Below are 20082 nucleotides of genomic sequence, written 5' to 3' on the forward strand. Positions count from 1 at the left end.
CGGAGTTTTGGGCCCGGCCGGGCGGTAATTCCGGACGGTCTAGACGGCCGCCGGCAGTGGCGGCGCGGTGCTGGCGCGCACGGACAGCACCGGCGTGGGGAGCTGGAGGCTCGCAGTGGCCGTGGGGTCGGCAATGATGCGCAGCAGCGCCTTGGACACCTGGTGGCCGAAGTTGAAGGTGTCCCCGGTCAGGGAGGTGATGGCGGGGTTGGTCAGCTTGGTCAGGGCCGAATCGTCGAAGGACACGATGGAGAGTTCCCGCGGCACGCTGATGTTCATCTCGGTAGCGATGCCCAGGCCAGCCAGGGCCATGACGTCGTTGTCGTAGATGATGGCCGTGGGCCGTTCCTGACGCGAGAGCAAGTGCCTGGTGGCCGCGGCCCCGGCGGAGTCGCTGAAATCGGTGGGCACCGATTCAATGGCGGGCAAGCCCAGGCGCTGGGCGGAATCGGCCAGCGCGCCGAGCCGCTGCTGGGTGTGCTGGAAGCCGGGGAGTCCGGAAATGTGCCCGATCCGCCGGTGCCCGATCGCCGCCAGGTAATCCACCACCGAGACCATCGCCGCCCGGTCGTCGGCCCAGACGCTGGCGAGGTGCCCGTGCTCCCCGGGGCCGCCGGCCACGACGGCCGGCATCGAGAGTTCCTCCAGCACCGGAATCCGTGGATCGCTCTCCATCAGGTCGATCAGGATCACGCCGTCGACACGGTTCTCGTTCCACCACCGGCGGTAGGTGGCAATTTCGGCCGCCGAATCCTCCACGATCTGCATCTGCAATGCCACCTTGGCGGCCGAAAGGCCCGCCTGGATGCCGGAAATCAACATGGAGAAAAACGGCTCGACGCTGAGGGTCTTGGCCGGGCGGGCAATCACTAAACCGATGACATCAGTCTTCGCCCCACTCAGGGCCCGCGCGGCACTGTTGGGCGACCAGTCCAGCTGCCTGGCCACCTCGATGATGCGGGCCCGAGTGGCCTCGCTGACCCCCGGCCGCCCGTTGAGGGCAAAGGAAACCGCCCCCCGGGAAACGCCGGCCTTGCTGGCAATATCGTCGATTGTCGGCCTGGATTTAGCCATTTTTTCTGCCCCTCGTTCCGCTTGTGTGGCGTGCGCTGGCGCGCAGCGGCCGGATGCACCCCGATGAGACCATCCGGCGCAAGATGTGACCAATTTCATGACAACCCTTGACAGCCACCCGCCGCAGATGGTGGAGTGACTACCACTATATCGGTTTAGTTCCCTTTCGGAATGTCCCTCACACCCCTTGGCACCACAACCTTTTCAGGAGTATATATGCGCAAGCATGCCCCCAAACTGGCCGCGTTGGCGGTTGCAGCCCTGGCTCTCGCTGGCTGCGGTGGCGCCGGCTCGGCCACACCGCAGGCCGCCTCGGGCCAAGTCACCGGCGATGTCACGCTGCAGACTTGGTCGCTGACGCCCAAGTTCACGGACTACCTTAACGAGGTCATTGCCGGCTTTGAGGCAAAGTACCCCGGCACCAAGGTCAAACTCGTTGACCAGCCCGGCGATGGCTATTCGGACAAGGTGCTTACCCAGGCCAGCTCCGGCACCCTGCCGGACGTCGTGAACCTGCCGCCGGACTTCGCCCTTCCGCTGGCCAAGCAGGGCATGCTGCTGGACATCTCCACCGTGGACAAGACCCTCCAGGACACCTACGTGGCCGGTGGACTCTCGGCGTTTGAGTACAAGGGCGTCAACGGCGTCTTTGGCTACCCCTGGTACCTGAACACCGATGTCAGCTACTGGAACACGGACAAACTCGATGCCAATGGCTTGGACGCCAAGAACCCGCCGAAGACCACCGCCGATCTGTTTGCCCAGGCCAAGACCATGCACGACGCCTCCGGGGGCAAGGAATACCTGATCAGCCGCAAGCCGGGCCTGGATGACTTCACCCGCGGCGGGATCGACATCCTGGCCGAGGACGGCAAGACGGTGGTGTTCAACACCGACAAGGCCGCGGCGATGCTGGACCAGTACCGCGATGCCTTCAAGGCCGGCTACATGCCGCCCACCGTGCTCAACAACGACTACCTGGGCAACTCCAAGCTTTTCGGCGAGGGCAAGGTTGCCTGGACCACCGGTGGCGGCAACTCCATCCCCAGCTTTGAGAAGGACAACCCCAGCCTGGCCGGCAAGGTCGTGGCCACGCCGTCGCTGGATTCACCGCCGCTGTACGTCCAGGGCCTGGGCGTCAGCGCCAAGAGCAAGAACCAGCCCGCCGCCATCGCGCTGGCGCAATGGGTGACCAATGCCGAAAACCAGGGCAAGTTTGCCCACCTGGTCAACATCTTCCCGAGCACCAAGTCCTCTGCGTCCGATCCGTACTTCGCCAAGAGCGATGGCACGCCGGCCAGCGACGCCAAGGTGCTGGCCTTCAAGGAGCTGGAGACGGCGAAGAACCTGCAGCCCTACGAGATCAACGGCGCCATGTCCGACATCCTGAGCCAGCAGATTGCCCTGGCCATCAAGGGCGATGTCTCCAGCAAGGCGGCCCTGGACGATGCGGCCAGCAAGATCAACCAGATGCTCGCCCGCGGCTAGGGTGTGTCTCCTAATCAGTGGTTTTGCGGTTTGGCATGATTGATGGGTGCCTTCTCGCTATTCCGTGTTGTCCGATGCCCAGTGGGAGTCCATTGCCCCGTTGATGCCCGATTCGTCGGGGAAACCGGGCCGACCCTTCAACGACCACCGGCTGATGACCGAGGGCATCATCTACCGCTACCGGGCAGGGATCCCATGGCGTGATCTCCCTGCCTATTTCGGGTCGTGGAAGACCGTGTGGAAGCACCACCGCCGCAACGCCGCCAACGGGACCTGGGACAAGGTCCTGGCGGCGTTGCTGACCCGCGCGGACACGGCCGGGCTGATCAACTGGGAGGTCTCGATCGACTCCACGGTCAACCGTGCCCACCAGCACGGCACGAACCTGCCCCGCCACACAGGGGGACCTGTCGAATTACAGGAATCTGCTCGACGAGCCTGAGGACCATGCCATCGGCCGGTCCCGCGGCGGGCTGACCACCAAGATCCACGCCCTGGTGGATGGCAACATGCGTCCCCTGGTCCTGCTGCTGGGGCCGGGCCAGGGCGGGGACTCGCCGATGTTTGAGAACCTCATGGAGGCCCTGAAGGTAGAAAGGCCCGGTCCCGGCCGGGCCCGCACCCGCCCGGACCGGGCCATGGCCGACAAGGCCTATTCCTCCAAAGCAATCCGGGCGTACCTGCGCGGGCGGGGCATCGAGTGCGTTATCCCGGAAAAGGACGACCAGAAGGCCAACCGGAAACGCAAGGGCTCCGCCGGGGGACGCCCCGTCAGATACGACAGGGACGCCTACAAACGGCGCAATGTGGTCGAGCGCAGCTTCAACACCCTCAAGCAATGGCGGTCCCTGGCCACCCGCTACGACAAACTGGCCCTCACCTACCGCTCAGCGGCCGTCCTGCACGCCGTCGTCATCTGGAGCGCCGCATTGGGAGACACGCCCTAGGGCGTGTCTCCTAATCAGTGGTTTTGCGGTTTGGCATGATTGATGGGTGCCTTCTCGCTATTCCGTGTTGTCCGATGCCCAGTGGGAGTCCATTGCCCCGTTGATGCCCGATTCGTCGGGGAAACCGGGGCCGACCCTTCAACGACCACCGGCTGATGACCGAGGGCATCATCTACCGCTACCGGGCAGGGATCCCATGGCGTGATCTCCCTGCCTATTTCGGGTCGTGGAAGACCGTGTGGAAGCACCACCGCCGCAACGCCGCCAACGGGACCTGGGACAAGGTCCTGGCGGCGTTGCTGACCCGCGCGGACACGGCCGGGCTGATCAACTGGGAGGTCTCGATCGACTCCACGGTCAACCGTGCCCACCAGCACGGCACGAACCTGCCCCGCCACACAGGGGGACCTGTCGAATTACAGGAATCTGCTCGACGAGCCTGAGGACCATGCCATCGGCCGGTCCCGCGGCGGGCTGACCACCAAGATCCACGCCCTGGTGGATGGCAACATGCGTCCCCTGGTCCTGCTGCTGGGGCCGGGCCAGGGCGGGGACTCGCCGATGTTTGAGAACCTCATGGAGGCCCTGAAGGTAGAAAGGCCCGGTCCCGGCCGGGCCCGCACCCGCCCGGACCGGGCCATGGCCGACAAGGCCTATTCCTCCAAAGCAATCCGGGCGTACCTGCGCGGGCGGGGCATCGAGTGCGTTATCCCGGAAAAGGACGACCAGAAGGCCAACCGGAAACGCAAGGGCTCCGCCGGGGGACGCCCCGTCAGATACGACAGGGACGCCTACAAACGGCGCAATGTGGTCGAGCGCAGCTTCAACACCCTCAAGCAATGGCGGTCCCTGGCCACCCGCTACGACAAACTGGCCCTCACCTACCGCTCAGCGGCCGTCCTGCACGCCGTCGTCATCTGGAGCGCCGCATTGGGAGACACGCCCTAGCACCCACCGCAGCCACCGGCTGCTCGAGTTAGGCGGCGGGTGCGCAGGCGCAGACCGGCACCCGCCGTGCAGGACAGGGGCACCACAAGCCTTCTTCGTTGCCGACCGGCAGGGGAGGGGATCCGGGCCCGGCACACCGAAAGCAAGGAATACGATGAAGTCCCACCGTTGGTTTACCCCCTGGGTGCTGGTCCTGCCGGCACTGCTCTGGTTGGCGGTCTTTAGCATTTGGCCATCGCTGAACACCATCCGGTTGTCGTTCACGAACACCAAGCCGCTCGGCGGTGGCGACTTCGTCGGGATCCGCAACTTCGTGGACCTCTTCCATGACGACCAGCTGGCCAATGCACTTCTGAACAGCGTGATCTACATGCTGGTCTGCCTGCCGCTGCTGACCATCGGGCCGCTGCTGATCGCCATCCTGGTCCAGAAGAAGCTGCCCGGCATCACGTTCTTCCGCACGGCGTTCTATACGCCCGTCATTGCCTCAGCCGTCGTCGTCGGCCTCATCTGGACCTGGCTGCTGGACGACCGCGGCCTGATCAACAACATGGCCACCAGCCTGGGCTTCCTCCAGGGCCCGATGCCGTTCCTGACGGACAGGTGGCTGGTGCTGTTCAGCGCCATCAGCCTCACCGTCTGGAAGGGGCTGGGCTACTACATGATCATCTACGTTTCGGCCCTGGGAAATGTACCCAAGGAACTGCACGAGGCGGCGGCCGTGGACGGCGCCGGCGTGCTGCGGCGCTTCTTCAACGTCACCCTGCCCAGCCTGCGCAACACCATCGTGCTGGTGGCCATCCTGGTCTCGGTGTCGGCGCTGCGGGTGTTCTCGGAGCTATACCTGCTCACCGGCGGCAAGGGCGGCCCCGGCGGCAAGGACATGTCGGTGGTGATGCTGATCCAGCAATATGCCCGCGGATTCTATGGCGACCTGGGCTATGCCTCCGCGCTGAGCATCGTGCTCTTCGCTGTCACCATTGTCCCCATGCTGGTGCTTGCCCGGATCAACCAGAAGGCGAATGACTCATGAGCGTACAGAGCCCCCCGCGGCCCGCTGCCGCCCCCGCACGCCCAGCCCGCCACAGCGTTGGCGCAGGGCCGCAACGCAAGCGGCGCAGCAGAAGCTTCAACAGCACCTCCTGGCAGGAAATTGTCCTGCGCTACGCACTGCTGCTGTTTGTCCTCTTCATCTGCATCGGCCCGTTCCTGTGGGAGTTCTCCACCTCCCTGAAGGGCTCCGGCGAGGACATCTACACCTCCACGCCCTCCTTCCTGCCGCAGCAGCCCACGCTGGACAACTACGCGGCAGTGAACAAGACCATTCCGGTGCTGGGCTACATCGGCAATTCCCTGATCGTGGCGGCTCTGGCGATTTTCGGAAACGTCACCTTTGCGACGTTGGCCGGATTCGCGATGGCGCGGCTGAAGTTCCGGTACCGCAAGATCGTGATCGGCGCGTTCCTGGCGACCTTGGTCCTGCCGGGCGAGGTCACCATCGTGTCCCAGTTCGTCACCATCAAGGACCTGGGCCTGGCCAACACGCTTCTTGGCGTCGCCCTGCCGGGCATGATCGCCGCCCTGAACGTCCTGCTGATGTACAACGCCTTCCGGGCCATTCCCGAGGAGATCGACCAGGCGGCCATCATGGACGGCGCCAACGTCTGGCAGCGGCTGCGCTTCATCGGCCTCCCGGCCGTCAAGGGAACCCTCGCGGTGATCATTATCTTCACCTTCATCGGCGCCTGGGACGACTTCCTGTGGCCGCTCATTGTCCTGACGGACCCGCAAAACTTCACCCTGACCATCGGCCTGCAGTACCTGGCCGGCACCTTCAGCAATGACCAGCGGTTGATCGCGGCCGGCGCCATGATCGCCTTCATCCCTGTCGCCATCGTCTTTGCCTCCGTGCAGCGCTGGTTCTTCAAGGGCGTGGGCGAGGGAGCGGTCAAGGGCTGACCGCGCCGCCACCTCCACTTTCCGCAACCAAAGGAGCATCTCTTGGCATGTGAACCATCTGTTTTCCGCACGGCGCGCCGGCTCACGGCAATCGCCGGGGCCGCCGCCGTGGCGGCGGGCCTCCTGCTGGCCGCGCCGGCCGGCGCATCGCCCGGGGCGTCACCCGGTGCATCCCACCCGCCGTCCCACTCCTCATCCCGTTCGGGGGAGGAGGACCACCGCGTGGTGGTGTACTACCAGACGCAGTACAACAACGGCAGCTACGTTTCCCCCAAGGCGTTGACGGACCACCGCACCGGCACCACCGACCTGATCGTCGCGGCCATCCACGTCAACGAGACCCCCGGAGACATCCGGCTCAACGACGATGCGCCAACGGACGCCAAGTTCACCCCGATGTGGAATGAGCTCGGGGCCATGCAGCGCAAGGGTGTGAATGTCCTGGGCATGCTCGGCGGGGCGGCCCGGGGCAGCTACGCGCGCCTGGAACCGGCCACCTTCGACACCTACTACCCGGCGCTGAAGGCCATGATCGGCAAGTACAAGCTGGACGGTTTGGACCTGGATGTCGAGGAGCAGATGTCCCTGGCGGGCGTTGAAAACCTGATCGACCACCTAAAGAAGGACTTCGGCAAGGATTTCATCATCACCCTCGCCCCGGTGGCGCCGGCGCTGTACGGCGGCGGCAACCTGTCCGGCTTCAGCTACGACGAGCTCTACAAGAGCCGCGGGGCGTCCATCAGCTGGTTCAACGCCCAGTTCTACTGCGGCTGGGGCAACCTCGCCACCACCGCGGGGTACGAGAAGATCATCAACCACGGCGTGGTGCCGGCGGACAAGGTAGTGGCGGGCACCTACACCACCACGGAGGGCTGCTCCGGCTACGTGCCCATGCCCACGCTGGTGCAGACCATCAAGTCGCTGTCCGGCACTTACAAGGACTTCGGCGGGGTGGCCTCCTGGGAGTACTTCAATTCGCTGCCCGGCGGCACGGCCGCACCCTGGGAATGGGCGCAGAACACCAGTGCGGCCATGGGGGCCGCGCACCACGGCTGGGGGCACTAGTGGCAACAGTCATCGGCCTGGACATCGGCGGATCAAAGACCCGCGGCATCAGATGGCACGACGGCGCCATTGCGGGGGACTGCACCGTGGGCAGCGCGAATGTGCAAAACGTGTCCCTCTTTGAGGCCACCGGGAACCTGGCCCAGCTCTTTGCCGGCCTGGGCGCCGACGGCGTGGACGAGGTCTGTGCCGGTGCCGGTGGCATCGACACTCCCGAGGACGCCGCCGCGCTGGCGGAGCTGATCGGGCATTTTCTTCCCGACGCGCGGGTGAGAGTGGTCCACGACACCCGGCTGCTGCTGGCCGCGGCCCGGACGGAGACGGGCATTGCCGTCATCGCGGGCACGGGCTCGGCGGCGTGGGGCCTCGACGCTGCCGGCGCCCAGTCGCGTGCCGGCGGATGGGGCTACCTGTTGGGGGACGAGGGCAGCGGCTATTGGTTTGGCCGCGAGGCCGTCCGCCACAGCCTGCGCCGGGCCAACCGGGGATTGGCGCCCGACGTGCTCACACGATTGCTGCTGGAACGCTGCGGGCTGCGGGAACCGGAGGAGCTCATCGCGCACTTCCATGCCGGCACCACCCGCCAGTACTGGGCCGCCTTGTCGCCGCTAGTCTTTGACGCAGCCGATGCGGGCCACGGGGACAGCCTGGCGCTGGTTGAGGCGGCCGGCGCGGACCTGGCCGAACTTGCGGCCGGCTGCGCCGCCCCGCTCGGAAACCCGGGGCCGGTGGTCCTGGGCGGCGGCCTGGGCATGAACCAGCCGCGGCTGCAGGACAGCTTCACGAGCCAGCTGGCTGCCCGCGGACTGGACGATGTTCGGATCCTGGACCGGGACCCCGTGTTCGGGGCCCTGGAACTCGCCACCCACCGCGAATTGGCGCCGACGGCGTAGGCGCACCACCGGGGTGCCGGCGTCATGCCGCCGGCACCCCGCCTCCACCACCCACGCCGGGGTACGCTGTGTTCCCCGGCCACCAGCCACCCGAAAGGTTGCGCGTTGACGCACGAAGCCGAAACCCTCCACACCTCCGGCGCCGCGGCACCCGGCGCCGGCGCCGGCGATTCCACCGGCACCATTGGCGCGAAACTCCAGGCGTGCGCTGAACGGATCCGCACGGCAACGGGGGACGAGCGCCTGGCCTCGATGTTCCTGGCCTGCATGCGCAACACCCTGGACACCACCCTGTGGCGCGAGGCGGATGGTTCCACCTTTGTCATCACCGGCGACATTCCGGCCATGTGGCTGCGCGACTCGTCGGCCCAGATGCGCGCGTTCCTGCCCCTGGTGGAAGCCGAGGGGCCGCTCTTCGACATCGTGGCGGGGCTGGTGCGCCGCCAGTTCGCCTTCCTCAACCACGACCCTTACGCCAATGCCTTCAACCGCGAGCCCAATGGCGCCTCCTACGATCCGCACGACGCCTGCGACGATCCCTGGATCTGGGAGCGAAAGTACGAGATCGACTCCCTGGCCTTCCCGGTGCAGCTGGCCCACCAGCTCTGGCTCCGGAGCGGCCGGACCGAGTTCTTCACCGCCGACGTCCACCGCGGCCTGGCCGCCATCGTGGCGCAGTGGCGCACGGAACAGGACCACCGGGGGCAGTCACCCTACCGCTTCGAGCGCCAGACCGACCTGCCCTCCGAGACGCTCGCCGACGGCGGACTGGGCTCGCCGGTGGCCGTCACGGGCATGACCTGGGCCGGCTTCCGCCCCAGCGACGACTCCTGCGTCTATGGCTACAACATCCCGGCCAACCACTTTGCCCACATCGCCCTGGGGTACATTGCCCAGATCGCCGCCGAGGTCTACGACGACGAAGCACTGGCGGCGTCCGCACAGTCCCTGGCGGCCGAGATTGCCGCGGGCATCGCCGCCCACGGCGTGGTGGACCACCCGGACTTTGGCCAGATCTACGCCTATGAGGTGGACGGGCTGGGGAACACCCTGCTGATGGACGATGCCAACATGCCCAGCCTGCTTTCGTTGCCGCTCACCAGCGCCGTGTCCGCGGCGGATCCGCTCTACCTTGCCACGCGCCGCTTTGTCCTGAGCCCGGCGAACCCGCACTTCCATGCCGGCACCGAGGCGGCGGGCGTGGGCAGCCCGCACACGCCGCCGGGCTACATCTGGCCGATCGCCCTCGCGGTCCAGGGGCTGACGACGTCGGACCGGGCGGAGCAGTGGCGCCTGCTCGAAATGCTCCGCGACACCGACGGTGGCACCGGGTTCATGCACGAGGGGTTCGACCCCAACGACCCGGCGCGGTTCACCCGGCCGTGGTTCTCCTGGGCCAATTCCATGTTCTGCGAACTGTTGCTGCGCTACAGCGGTCTTGACGGCACTGCCGCCCAGGCAAGCTAACTGGAACAGGGATTGAGCAGCATCCGTGATGCCAGTAACGCTAAGGCTGTTCTATGGCTTGGTGGGCCGTTAGGATCGCTTCATGGCCGTGGACTACCTGAGCGATGCCCAGGTTTCCGGGCATTGCGGCCACCAGGATGCTCCGGTGCGCTCTTCAGCTGACGACGGTACAGATCCTGCTCAACCCCCATGAGGTGGCACGGTGACCAACCATGATGAGGCGGCGGCTGTCCGGCCGTTGACACTGGCGTGGGTGGGGCGGCATCTGGCGGCCGGCGAACGGATCGTCAGAACTGAGGTGCTGCACGGCGGCATCACTGCCGAAATGCGGAGGCTGACCATCGGCACGCGGGACGGAGGCACCCGTGGCCTGGTGTTGCGGACCTTCGTCAACATGGAGCACGCCCAGGACTGGCTGAACAGGGAGGCTGGCGCCCTGACCCTGCTCACGGGGACCGGCGTGCCGGCTCCTGGACTGGTTGCGGTTGATCCGATCGCCGCGCATTGCGAGTATCCGTCGCTCCTTATGACACATCTGGCGGGCCGGACGGTTCTCGACGATGAGGGATTGGAGACTCGCGTCCTTTTGCTGGCCCGTCAACTCGTCGCGATCCACGCGTTGCGGCCCGACGAGATGCCCCCGGAGTATGTGGCGTGGACGACCGCCGACACCGTCGTGGTTCCAAAGGGCGCCGACACGGCGGCATGGGCCGCGGCGATCGACGTGATCCGCAAGCCCGTGCCGCCCTATGAAGGGCGGCTCCTGCACCGGGACTTCCAACCTGGCAACGTGCTGTTCGATGTGGCGCACCCAAGGCTGGCAGGTGCCCGGATCACCGGCGTCGTCGACTGGGCACAGGCCTCCTGGGGCCCGGCGGATCTCGATGTGGCGCACTGCTCCACCAATCTCGCGCTGCTGCATGGCCCGGAGTGGGGCCCGCGGTTCGCTGAGGCGTATGAGGAGGCCGGCGGGGTGCTGGCCGCGGCCGCGAGCGAGCGGCAGTACTGGCGGGTGCGGAGCGGGCTGGCGTTCTCAGAAGAAGTGCAGCTGGTGGCGCAGCCGTGGCGCGAGTCAGGGAGGACAGAGCTGACGACGCGAGCGGTGGAGGAGCGGCTGGATGCCTATGTCACCGCCCTGATGGACGCACTGGCCTGAGCCAAGGCGGCCCGGGACGGGCACAATACTGCCCTGACAACGACACGCTGTCGGCGCAGTATTGTGGTGCTCTGGGGGCGCACGGGTGCGTATCGCATTCTCGCAAACGATCCTTTCCGGGAGGAAGATCGAAACGGCCCGAGAGCGCACCGTAGTTGCCTGCAGCACGAGTCCAAGTCGGTTGTGATCACCACCCCGGTCCTGGATGAAGGCTTTGTCGGCAACATCGAGGAAAAAGAACCGTTCCAAATCCGCCTGAGAAGGCATATCAACGAAGCGCCCGTAACGAGCAACTGGCGCCAGCGGCTGTACGGGTCGCGTGCCCCAGTACTGGGTTGGGTTGGTGCCCGTTGCCGGCGCCAACCCAACCCAGCTCCTAGCCCTTGACCGAGCCGGCCGTCAGCCCCTGGACGATGAACTTGCTGGCAAAGGCGAAGATGGCCAGCGTGGGCACCACCGTCAGCACCGCGGCGGCGGACATGGATCCCCAGTCGATGTTGAAGCTGGAGATGAAGCCGGCCAGCGCCGTCGGAATGGTCTTGTTGGCATCGCTGTTCATCAACGTCACCGACAGGAAGAGCTCATTCCAGCAGTTCACAAAGTTGAAGATGAAGCTTGCCGCGACGCCGGGCAGCATGACCGGCACCAGCACCCGGAACAGCGCCCCCAGCCGCGAACAGCCGTCGATCATCGCGGCCTCCTCCAACGCGTCGGGGACGTTTTCGAAGAAACCGCGCAGCATGATGGTGCAGAACGGGATGCAGATCGCGATGTAGATCAGGATCAGCCCGGTTTTGGAGTCCACCAGCCCCAGGTTGCTCATCATCAGGTACAGCGGCCCCAGCGCAATGAACCCCGGGATCATCTGCGTGACGAGGAAGGCGCCCAGCACCGCCCCGCGTCCGGCGAACTGGAACCGGGCCAGCACATACGCCGAGAGCAGCGAGATCAGGGTGGCCACGGAGGACGCCACCAGGGCCACGATGAGGCTGTTGACCATGTACTGGCCGAAATCCGAATTCGTGAACAGTCCGATGTAGTTTTCCAGCGACCGCTGCCGCGGCCAGTAGTCCAGGGCCAGCGTGTAGATGGCCCCCGGCTCCTTCAGCGAGGTGATGATGATCCAGTACAGCGGAAACACCGTCGCGATGAGGCACAGCCCCAGGAAGACGATCTTGACCGTCCGCCCCGCGATACTTTCTCGGTTGATCATCGCTCTCCCTTTCGAAGGCGGACGGCCATGAGGTAGAAGGCCGCGAAAAGCATGAGGGCCACGACGACGATCAGGCCAAGGGCCGAGGCCTTGCCGTAGTCACCCTCCTGGGTGATTTTGATCATGTATGTGGTGATGATGTGGGTCTGGTCGGCCGGACCGCCGCCGGTCATCGCAAAGATGATGTCCGGGAAATTGAAGATCCAGATCACCCGCAGCAGGATGGTCAGGGCCAGTGTGGTGGCAATGCTGGGCAGCGTGATGTTGAAGAACGTGCGCACCTTGCCGGCACCGTCCAAGGCGGCCGCCTCGTACATTTCATCGGACACCGGCTGGAGGGCGGCCAGGATCATGATGGCGAAAACGTCACGCCGTACCAGATGTTGGCAATGATGATGGCCGTCATGGCAAAGCCGGGTTCGGCCAGCCACGGGATCGGCGAGTTGATCAGCCCGGCCTTCATGAGCAGATCGTTGACCACGCCGAATTCCGCGTTGAACATCCAGCGGAAGAGCATGCCGATGAGGAAGCCCGACACCGCCCAGGGGAAAAAGATCATCGCCTGGTAGGCCCCGCGCATCCTGAACCGCCGCTTCAGGAACAGCGCGACGGCGAAGCCGATGACCACCTGTGGAACGAGCGAACCCACCACCCAGACCACAGTGTTGCGGACGATGCCCCAGAACTCGGGCGCGTCCAGCAGGGACTTGAAGTTGCCCAACCCCACCCACGAGGTGTCGGAGAGGTCGTTCAGATTCCAGTTCCGGAACGCCATCTGGCTGCCGGCGATCATTGGATAGTAGGTGAAGATGCCGCCGAACACCGCCGCCGGTGCCAGGAAGGCCAACAGGGTCAGGGCCGTCCTGGAATTGAAGCGCTTCTTGGAACCATTCCTGTTGCGCGACCCGGACGGTGCGTCCCTCCGCAGGGAGGGACGCACCACCGCGCGCTCGGTGTCGAGAGCCCCTGTTGGCTAGCCCGCCCTCTTTTGGGACCAGTACGTGTCCCAGCTGGCGAGCAGTTCGCTGGTGGACATTTGCCCGGTCAGCACGCGCTGGAGCACGCCGTCGGACTTCTTGATCCACTCGGTCCACCAGGACACCCCGCGCGGCTGGACGGCGGAGATGTACGTCTGCGGGTTTTCCGTCGTCGTCACGTACGCGGCCCAGGGGCCGGTGCTGTAGAAGCTGTCCTTGGCGGCGGACTTTAGGGTCGGCACCAGGCTGTTCTCCTTGGTGAAGGTCGCGGCCGCGTCGCCCTGTGCCAGGTACTTGATTAGCTTCACGGCCTCGGGCTTGGCCTTGGAGCTGGCAGCAATGCCCCAACCGGCGGAGGCGACGGGCTGGATGGCCTTGCCCGAGGGGCCCACTAGCAGCGGTGCCACGTTCCACTGGTCCGCAGTGATGGACTTGGACTCCTTGACGGTGGCGATGACCTCGGGGTCCTGCAGCAGGAACGATGTCGAGCCATTGCTGAAGCCCTGGACCATTTCCGGGTAGCCCCAGGCGACCGAGGAGGGCGGGGAGCCCTTCTTGAAGAGGTCGACATACAGATCCATGGCTTCCTGCGCCCTGGGCGAGGAGAAGATGGTCTTGCCGCTGCCCAGTTTGATGGCGTTGTCCTTGTCGATCTCGTCGGCCACGTAGGCCTCGATGATGGCGACGGCGTTGGAGTTGGCGCCGCCGTGGAAGGCGTAGCCAAACTTGTTCTCCGCGGGCTTGTTCAACCGCACGGCCAAGGGGACGGCCACCACCCAGGCCGCCCTGGGCCGCGCACTGCTGGACCTGACGCGGGAGGCCCCCGAGGCCGCGTGCCGGGTGGTGACGGTCAGCCCGGACGTCAGCTCCAGCACCAACCTCGGCGGCTGGGTCAACAAGGTGGGGGTTTGGTCACCGACGGAACGGCGGAACTGGTTCGACGACGATGCCGAAACCATTCTGCACTGGCGGGAAAAGCCCACCGGGCAGCATGGGGAGCTGGGCATTGCCGAGACGAACCTGGTGGGGCTGCTCGGTGAACTTGGGGCGACCTGGAGCCGCTGGGGCGAGACCCTGCTGCCCATCGGCGTGCTCTACGACCCCTTCGTGGAGCGGGCACTGGAACCGTGGTCGTTCGGCATCTATGCCGGCGGCCAGTCCATCCTGGTGGGCGCCCCGTCCGGGGTCACCCTCGCCGCGGAGGGCGGGGCGCACCAGTCCATCACCACGCCGTCCATCGGGCTCGAACAGCCCGGCTGCACCACCTGCGAACCGGCGTTTGCCGTCGATGTCGAGTGGACGCTGCTGGCCAGCCTGGCCCGGCTGGGCCGGCCCGACGGGACCTCGGCCTACCTGCGCCTCTCCACCCGGCCCGTGGACCAGGCCCTGGCGGCAGTGCCCACCGATGCCGCGGCGAGGGAGCGCCGGCGGCGCCAGGTGGTGGCCGGCGCCTACGCCGTGGTGCGACGCAGCAATCCCGCCGTCACCATTGTGGCGATGGGCGCCATGGTGACCGAGGCACTGGCCGCCGGGGACCGCCTGGCCGACGCCGGCATCGCGGCCGATGTGGTGTGCGTGACCAGCCCCGGCCTGCTTTTCGATGCGGTCCAGGCACGAGGGGGCCGCGGCGAGGGAAGCAGCGCGATCCTGGACCAGGTCTTCCCCGCGGACCGGGCCGCACCGATGGTGAGCGTGCTGGACGGCCATCCGCACACGCTTGCCTTCCTGGTCGGGATCAACCAGGTCGCCAGCGGCATTGGGTGTGCGCCGGTTTGGCCAGGCGGGGTCGCTTGAGGAGACATACAGGTACCATGCCCTCGATGCGGACAGCATCGTGATGGCGGCCCTGGACCGCCGCCAATGAGGTCAGTTGCGGGCGGAAACCGTTAATAGCGTTAATAGAGCGTCACGATACATCCAATTCACCGTGTGCTGCCGCGTCGTTAACAAAGGCCGGGCATACTACTTACTGGACTATCACGTTTCAAGAGGAGATCCATGGCAGCGAAAACAGTAGACGCAGCAAAGCCCCGGCTCAAGGCAGTGCTTGATGTACTGGCCGAATCCGTCTGGGCAGGGGAGCCGCTCAATGCGGGCCAGGTATTGGCAGGGGCCGTGGAACGGCATCCCTTCTCCGACCGCGAGGCCGAGCTGCTCAGCGGCGGCATCCCGCGCGGCCACAAGAACCTGACGGCCGCAACGGCGAAGCTGGCCAAGGCCGGCTGGCTGGTGAAGGGCCGCTCCGGCTGGACCATCACCGACGACGGCCTGCGGGCGACGGTGGCCTTCGCCGACGCCGATGCCTTTGCCGAGGCCCTGGAGAACGGCACGCCGGTTCCCGCCGACCTGCCCGTCCCCACCGAGGCTCCGGCCGCGAAGGCGGGCACCCGCCGCAAGGCGCCGGCCAAGTCCGCAGCGAAGGCCACGGCGGATGCAGCGCAGGCGCCGGCACCCGCCGACACGGACGGGCAGCCGGACGCCGTCGCCATCGCCGGTGACTTCAACACCCTGCTGGGTGCACCCGAGGACTGGGCGCCGCAGCACGATGCCGCGCAGATGGCGTTCGACGCCGGCAACCGCGTCTGGACGCTGGCAGCCGAGCTTCCGGCCGGCTTCTACACCTACAAGGTGGCCATCAACCGTGGGTGGGAGGAGAACTACGGGGCCTTCGGCATCCGCGAGGGCGCCAACCATGAGCTGGCGCACGACGGCGGACCCGTCACGTTCACCTACAACCACACCACCCGGGACATCACCGTCGGCTAACTGCCCGCGAGGAAAGCCCGGATACGCAAAAGACCTTCGGTGTCACCAGCCAGCTGGCCTGTGACACCGAAGGTCTTTTGCCGTTAAGGTCTAGAGTTGTGCCGCTGCGGCGAGCGGGTGGATGGTGACGCCCTGGACCACGCGGTTCACCGATGCGTCGGGGAACGGGTTGTCGGGGGTCTTGCCCAGTTCCAGCGAGTAGGACAGCGCAAACAGCTGGGCGATCAGCACGTACGGCAGTGCCAGCGCTGCGTCCTCGACGCCGTCGAGCCCGTCCACCAGCCAGACGCCGTCCAGCTCCGCTGCCACCTCGGGCGTGGCGGTGATGGCGAGGACATTGCCGGCCGGCAGCGACTGGCGCAGCTCGGCCAGGATGTCCAGGTCGTAGGCACGCGTGCCGGCGTCGGAGGAGATGTACAGGACCACGAGGGTCGTCGGATCCAGCACGGCCTTGGGCCCATGGCGGAAGCCAAGCGAGGAATCAAAGTACGTGACCACCGTGCCGGCGGTCAGCTCGAGCAGCTTCAGCGCCGATTCCTGGGCCAGGCCGCGCAGCGGGCCGCTGCCGAGGTAGACAATGCGCTCGAAGCCACCCTTGGCCAGGTCCAGGATGGCGTCCTGGCGGCTGGCCAGGATGCCTTCGGCGGCGGCGGCGAGCTGTTTGCCCAGCTCCGTGGAGCCTGCGGCGCCCAGGACCAGCCAGGCGGAGAGCACCATGGAGGTGACGGAGGACGTCATGGCGAAACCCTGGTCGTTGGCCGCTGCAGGCATCAGCAGGGCAAAGGAGTTCTCGGCGCCGGCGTGGCGGAGGTACAGCTTGCCCTCCGGGGCGCAGGTGAGGACGAGGTGGTAGGACTCGGCCAGCAGCTGGTCCGCAATTTCGGTCGCGGCAACACTCTCCGGGCTGTTGCCCGAGCGGGCGAAGGACACCAGCAGCGTGGGCACGTCCTCGGCAAAGAAGTCGTGCGGGTTGGAGACGATGTCGGTGGTGGCGACGGCCTCGACGCGGCGGCCCAGCCGGCGGGCCAGGCTCGGGGCCAGGATGTCGCCGGCAAAGGCGGAGGTGCCGGCGCCGGTGAGGACGATCCGCAGGTTGTCCCGCTCCAGCAGGGGGGTGAGGAAGGCATCAAGCTCCGCTCGCGCGCCGGCAACGATCTGCGCGGTTTCGCGCCAGACGGCGGGCTGCTGGCCGATCTCACGGGCGGTGGCTTCGGCGCCGCGGTCCTTCAGCTGGACGGGCGACAGGCCAAGAAACTGTGTCATGAATCGTCTTTCGGATGGTGGGCGGGCGGCACAAGCGTACCGGCTGGACCGGTGCGGGCACCGGCGGGGAACGGCGGATGTGCCGCAGTGGTATCAAATTTAGGATACTGGTCTGCTTTTTTGCTGTCAATGATCGATAGTGGTCTATATCTGGTCTTTGAAATGGAATACAGCTACGATGCTGGTATGACTGACGCGACCAACTCCCCGGCCGAGGCGTTCAGCCTGCCCGGGCAGAAGCTGTACCAGCGCACCGCGGCCCAGCTGCTGGACGAGATCCGGCGCAGCGGCGCCGTGCCGGGGGACCGGCTGCCCTCCGAACGCCAATTGGGCGAACGCTACGGTGTTTCCCGGGTCACGCTCCGTGCGGCGCTGAAGGAGCTGGAGGGCCGCGGTGTGATCGCGTCCTCGGCCAACCGGGGCTGGTTCCTCGCGGAGCCGGCCAAGGCATCGGTGCCGGTGGGCGGCGTCCAGGGCCTGGCCGACTACGCCGCCGCCAATGGCCTGGACTCCCGCGCCATTGTGGTCGCCACGGCGGTCCGGCCCAGCACCATCGACGAGGCCGAGACGCTCAAGATCGGCCCGGGCGCGGCCCTGTTCACCATGAGCCGGCTGCGTTTTCTGGGCGACCAGGTGGTGGTGTTGGAGCACAACCGGGTGCCCCACGCGATGTGCCCGGCCCTGGCGCACACGGATTTCGAAAAGGAGACGCTGTTCGCCACGCTGCGTGCGTCCGATCCGCCGCAGATCCCCTCCGTGGCCAACTACGAGGTGGAGGCCCGCAACCCCACCGAGGAGGAACGCGGATTCCTGGAAATCACCGACGGCACGCCCGTCTTGGTCGCCACCCAGCTCGCCTTCAACCAGCAGGGCCGCCCGCTGGAGCTGACGGTGGCGGTGTACCGTGCTGACCGCTACCGTTTCCGCGGGTCCATCACGAACTAGGCTCCGCCACCGCAACTCTCATATTCCGGCTTATCTGCCGTGATTCCGAGCGCCGGTGGCGCGTAGTGTGCCGGATGCGGAGATGGGCGGCTTGCGAAAAGGTGAACCTCCCCCTTGCAAGTACCCCCGAGACGTGCGGTTCGTGAGCGAACTGCCCCGCAACGCCCGCGGCAAATTGCAGCATTTCCGGCTGCGCGAAGCCATCGCCGACGAACGCCCGATAGGACCCATGAAGATTGCAATTGTTGGCGGCGGCCCCGGCGGCCTGTACTTTGCCGCATTGATGAAGCAGCGCAACCCTGCCCACCACATCACCTTGTGGGAGCGCAACGCCGCCTCTGACACCTTTGGCTTTGGCATCGTCTTCTCAGAGGAAACCCTTGGTGGCATCGGCAACGCCGATCCCGTGGTGGCCCACTACATGAGCCGCCGCTTCGCCCGCTGGAGGGACATCGACATCCACTTCAAGGGCCAGACGAACACTGTGCGAGCACAAGGATTTGCCGCCATTAGCCGGAAGGAACTACTGGAACTGTTGCAGCGGCGCACCCTTGAACTGGGCGTGGACATCCGGTTCAGTACCATGGGCCCGCCCGTGGAGGAGCTGGCCGCCAACTACGATCTGGTGCTCGCCGCCGACGGTGCCAACTCCGCGATCCGGGCCAAATACGCGGATTCGTTCAAGCCAAGCCTGGACGTGCGCCCCAACAAATACATGTGGCTGGGCACCAACAAGGTGTTAGAGGCGTTCAAGTACTTCGTCAAGGAGACCGAATGGGGCGTCATGCAGATCCACGGCTATCCCTACTCCGACCAAGGCTCCACGTTCATCGCCGAAATGTCCCCGGACGCTTGGCATGCCGCCGGCTTTGACGACACCGCGAACGACGCCTTCGCCCCTGGTGTTTCCAATGAGAAGGCCGTGGCGAAAATCCGGGCGATCTTTGCCGACGAGCTCGGCGGGCACCAGGTCCTGACCAACAATTCCAAGTGGGTGAACTTCACCACGGTTCGCACCAAGAACTGGCGCAACGGCAACGTGGTGTTGCTGGGCGACGCCGCCCACACGGCCCACTTCTCCATCGGGTTCGGCACCAAATTGGCCATGGACGACGCCCTGGAACTGGCCGATTGCCTCCACGAACACGCTGGCGTGAATGCGGCTCTGGAAGCCTACGAGGCAGAACGCCGCCCGATGGTCGAATCAACCCAACGCGCCGCCCAGGCCTCAATGGAGTGGTTTGAGAACATCGACCAATACAAAGACCAGGACCCGGCCCAGTTCTGCATCAACCTGCTCACCCGCAGCCGGCCGTATCGCCCATGACAACCTGATGGAGAGACGAGAAACCGCCGCTGTTGCGATGACCGCTTGAACCTGCCGACGTCAAGGTCTTGCCGGGGCCGTAGTGGCCTGTGTTTGCCGGGTTTGACTTCATGCATTTTGCGGGCCAGTTTGACCTGGCGCGGGCCGACGAATGGCGACCCGGGGACCCCTTGCACGCTAACTATTCAGTGTTACTATGTAGTGGTAGTCAGCAACACAGAGTAGTTGAAAGGAGAGGTTCCATGGGCAAGCAGAGGACCGAGATGCTCAAGGGCACGCTCGAGGGCATCGTTCTGGCAATCCTGGCCGTACGGCCGGCGTACGGCTATGAGATTACGGCCCAGCTGCGTGACCAGGGTTTCTCCGACATCGCCGAGGGCACCATCTATGCCCTGCTGGTCAGGATCGAACAGCGCGGCCTCGTCGACGTCGAGAAGGTCCCGTCAGAGAAGGGACCGCCGCGCAAGGTCTACTCACTGAACGCACTGGGCGGCGAGTACCTCGACGAGTTCTGGAAGACCTGGAGCTTCCTCGCAGAACGGATCAACCAGCTCCACCACCGCATCGAACACCCACAGGAAGAAGGAGTCTAGC

19 protein-coding genes and 2 pseudogenes are annotated in these 20082 nt (G+C 65.9%); 14 read left to right on the forward strand and 7 right to left on the reverse strand.

Features of this window, described 5'->3' with window-relative positions; genetic code table 11:
- Window positions 1-39: 39 nt before the first annotated feature.
- Window positions 40-1074, reverse strand: a complete 1035-nt coding sequence (locus ACQCSX_RS03125; protein ID WP_427017625.1) for a LacI family DNA-binding transcriptional regulator — start codon at window positions 1072-1074, stop codon at window positions 40-42.
- A gap of 216 nt (window positions 1075-1290) precedes the next feature.
- On the opposite strand from ACQCSX_RS03125, the gene ACQCSX_RS03130 reads away from it, so the two are divergent.
- The 9 genes and pseudogenes from ACQCSX_RS03130 (at window position 1291) to ACQCSX_RS03170 (ending at window position 10997) form a co-directional block, all read left to right on the forward strand.
- Window positions 1291-2562, forward strand: a complete 1272-nt coding sequence (locus ACQCSX_RS03130) for an ABC transporter substrate-binding protein (protein WP_427017626.1) — start codon at window positions 1291-1293, stop codon at window positions 2560-2562.
- A 103-nt stretch (window positions 2563-2665) separates the two neighbouring features.
- Window positions 2666-3509 (forward strand): IS5 family transposase gene (locus ACQCSX_RS03135; RefSeq protein ID WP_427018933.1). Its coding sequence is split into 2 segments (ribosomal slippage): window positions 2666-2971 and window positions 2973-3509, totalling 843 coding nucleotides; the frame shifts between segments, so codons are not numbered across the junction.
- 103 nt (window positions 3510-3612) lie between these two features.
- Window positions 3613-4457: pseudogene (locus ACQCSX_RS03140) on the forward strand (IS5 family transposase).
- Window positions 4458-4611: 154 nt separating this feature from the next.
- Entirely contained in the window at window positions 4612-5490 is an 879-nt protein-coding gene (locus ACQCSX_RS03145; RefSeq protein ID WP_427017627.1) for a carbohydrate ABC transporter permease, read from the forward strand.
- On the forward strand, window positions 5487-6416 hold the full coding sequence (locus ACQCSX_RS03150) for a carbohydrate ABC transporter permease (RefSeq protein ID WP_427017628.1): 930 nt from the start codon (window positions 5487-5489) through the stop codon (window positions 6414-6416). The genes ACQCSX_RS03145 and ACQCSX_RS03150 overlap by 4 nt, the downstream gene beginning before the upstream one ends.
- A gap of 42 nt (window positions 6417-6458) precedes the next feature.
- Window positions 6459-7481: a glycosyl hydrolase family 18 protein gene (locus ACQCSX_RS03155; RefSeq protein WP_427017629.1), complete on the forward strand. Its 1023-nt coding sequence runs from the start codon at window positions 6459-6461 to the stop codon at window positions 7479-7481.
- Window positions 7481-8374, forward strand: coding sequence for an N-acetylglucosamine kinase (locus ACQCSX_RS03160; RefSeq protein ID WP_427017630.1), 894 nt, complete (start codon window positions 7481-7483; stop codon window positions 8372-8374). The genes ACQCSX_RS03155 and ACQCSX_RS03160 overlap by 1 nt, the downstream gene beginning before the upstream one ends.
- A gap of 105 nt (window positions 8375-8479) precedes the next feature.
- Complete coding sequence (locus ACQCSX_RS03165; RefSeq protein ID WP_427017631.1) at window positions 8480-9841, forward strand: glycoside hydrolase family 125 protein; 1362 nt, start codon at window positions 8480-8482, stop codon at window positions 9839-9841.
- A gap of 202 nt (window positions 9842-10043) precedes the next feature.
- On the forward strand, window positions 10044-10997 hold the full coding sequence (locus tag ACQCSX_RS03170; protein WP_427017632.1) for a phosphotransferase family protein: 954 nt from the start codon (window positions 10044-10046) through the stop codon (window positions 10995-10997).
- Here ACQCSX_RS03170 and ACQCSX_RS03175 read toward each other — a convergent pair.
- The 5 genes from ACQCSX_RS03175 to ACQCSX_RS03195 are packed head-to-tail and all read right to left on the reverse strand — an operon-like array spanning window position 10914 to window position 13963.
- Complete coding sequence (locus ACQCSX_RS03175; RefSeq protein WP_427017633.1) at window positions 10914-11360, reverse strand: DUF4158 domain-containing protein; 447 nt, start codon at window positions 11358-11360, stop codon at window positions 10914-10916. The genes ACQCSX_RS03170 and ACQCSX_RS03175 overlap by 84 nt on opposite strands.
- Before the next feature lie 13 nt (window positions 11361-11373).
- Entirely contained in the window at window positions 11374-12210 is an 837-nt protein-coding gene (locus ACQCSX_RS03180) for a carbohydrate ABC transporter permease (protein WP_427017634.1), read from the reverse strand.
- Window positions 12207-12563 (reverse strand): carbohydrate ABC transporter permease, encoded by a 357-nt coding sequence (locus ACQCSX_RS03185; protein ID WP_427017635.1) that lies wholly within the window; start codon window positions 12561-12563, stop codon window positions 12207-12209. The genes ACQCSX_RS03180 and ACQCSX_RS03185 overlap by 4 nt, the downstream gene beginning before the upstream one ends.
- A complete protein-coding gene (locus ACQCSX_RS03190; protein ID WP_427017636.1) occupies window positions 12560-13153 on the reverse strand; it encodes a carbohydrate ABC transporter permease in 594 nt (197 codons plus the stop codon). Before ACQCSX_RS03190 ends, ACQCSX_RS03185 begins: the two co-directional genes overlap by 4 nt.
- 30 nt (window positions 13154-13183) lie before the next feature.
- Entirely contained in the window at window positions 13184-13963 is a 780-nt protein-coding gene (locus tag ACQCSX_RS03195; protein ID WP_427017637.1) for an extracellular solute-binding protein, read from the reverse strand.
- Here ACQCSX_RS03195 and ACQCSX_RS03200 point away from each other — a divergent pair.
- Both ACQCSX_RS03200 and ACQCSX_RS03205 read left to right on the forward strand, forming a co-directional pair.
- A pseudogene (locus ACQCSX_RS03200) lies at window positions 13938-15051 on the forward strand (transketolase-like TK C-terminal-containing protein); the annotation flags it as partial. The gene ACQCSX_RS03195 and the pseudogene ACQCSX_RS03200 overlap by 26 nt on opposite strands.
- 134 nt (window positions 15052-15185) lie before the next feature.
- Window positions 15186-15953, forward strand: a complete 768-nt coding sequence (locus ACQCSX_RS03205) for a glycosidase (protein ID WP_427017638.1) — start codon at window positions 15186-15188, stop codon at window positions 15951-15953.
- Window positions 15954-16043: 90 nt separating this feature from the next.
- Here ACQCSX_RS03205 and ACQCSX_RS03210 read toward each other — a convergent pair whose 3' ends face one another.
- Window positions 16044-17216: an SIS domain-containing protein gene (locus tag ACQCSX_RS03210; protein ID WP_427017639.1), complete on the reverse strand. Its 1173-nt coding sequence runs from the start codon at window positions 17214-17216 to the stop codon at window positions 16044-16046.
- A gap of 186 nt (window positions 17217-17402) precedes the next feature.
- On the opposite strand from ACQCSX_RS03210, the gene ACQCSX_RS03215 reads away from it, so the two are divergent.
- The 3 genes from ACQCSX_RS03215 to ACQCSX_RS03225 all read left to right on the forward strand — a co-directional run bounded on the left by ACQCSX_RS03215 (window position 17403) and on the right by ACQCSX_RS03225 (window position 20081).
- Window positions 17403-18161, forward strand: coding sequence for a GntR family transcriptional regulator (locus ACQCSX_RS03215; protein WP_427017640.1), 759 nt, complete (start codon window positions 17403-17405; stop codon window positions 18159-18161).
- A gap of 142 nt (window positions 18162-18303) precedes the next feature.
- Window positions 18304-19488, forward strand: a complete 1185-nt coding sequence (locus ACQCSX_RS03220; protein ID WP_427017641.1) for an FAD-dependent monooxygenase — start codon at window positions 18304-18306, stop codon at window positions 19486-19488.
- 242 nt (window positions 19489-19730) lie between these two features.
- Window positions 19731-20081, forward strand: a complete 351-nt coding sequence (locus ACQCSX_RS03225) for a PadR family transcriptional regulator (RefSeq protein ID WP_427017642.1) — start codon at window positions 19731-19733, stop codon at window positions 20079-20081.
- Window position 20082 lies beyond the last annotated feature (1 nt).

This window comes from Pseudarthrobacter sp. P1 (assembly GCF_050156935.1).
Lineage (GTDB): Bacteria > Actinomycetota > Actinomycetes > Actinomycetales > Micrococcaceae > Specibacter.

What these genes read in the sequence shown, in the direction of transcription:
- ACQCSX_RS03125 (WP_427017625.1), bottom strand. Translation starts at nt 1,074, where the DNA reads ATGGCTAAATCCAGGCCGACAATCGACGATATTGCCAGCAAGGCCGGC.
- ACQCSX_RS03130 (WP_427017626.1), top strand. Translation starts at nt 1,291, where the DNA reads ATGCGCAAGCATGCCCCCAAACTGGCCGCGTTGGCGGTTGCAGCCCTG.
- ACQCSX_RS03145 (WP_427017627.1), top strand. Translation starts at nt 4,612, where the DNA reads ATGAAGTCCCACCGTTGGTTTACCCCCTGGGTGCTGGTCCTGCCGGCA.
- ACQCSX_RS03150 (WP_427017628.1), top strand. Translation starts at nt 5,487, where the DNA reads ATGAGCGTACAGAGCCCCCCGCGGCCCGCTGCCGCCCCCGCACGCCCA.
- ACQCSX_RS03180 (WP_427017634.1), bottom strand. Translation starts at nt 12,210, where the DNA reads ATGATCAACCGAGAAAGTATCGCGGGGCGGACGGTCAAGATCGTCTTC.
- ACQCSX_RS03185 (WP_427017635.1), bottom strand. Translation starts at nt 12,563, where the DNA reads ATGATCCTGGCCGCCCTCCAGCCGGTGTCCGATGAAATGTACGAGGCG.
- ACQCSX_RS03205 (WP_427017638.1), top strand. Translation starts at nt 15,186, where the DNA reads ATGGCAGCGAAAACAGTAGACGCAGCAAAGCCCCGGCTCAAGGCAGTG.
- ACQCSX_RS03210 (WP_427017639.1), bottom strand. Translation starts at nt 17,216, where the DNA reads ATGACACAGTTTCTTGGCCTGTCGCCCGTCCAGCTGAAGGACCGCGGC.
- ACQCSX_RS03215 (WP_427017640.1), top strand. Translation starts at nt 17,403, where the DNA reads ATGACTGACGCGACCAACTCCCCGGCCGAGGCGTTCAGCCTGCCCGGG.
- ACQCSX_RS03225 (WP_427017642.1), top strand. Translation starts at nt 19,731, where the DNA reads ATGGGCAAGCAGAGGACCGAGATGCTCAAGGGCACGCTCGAGGGCATC.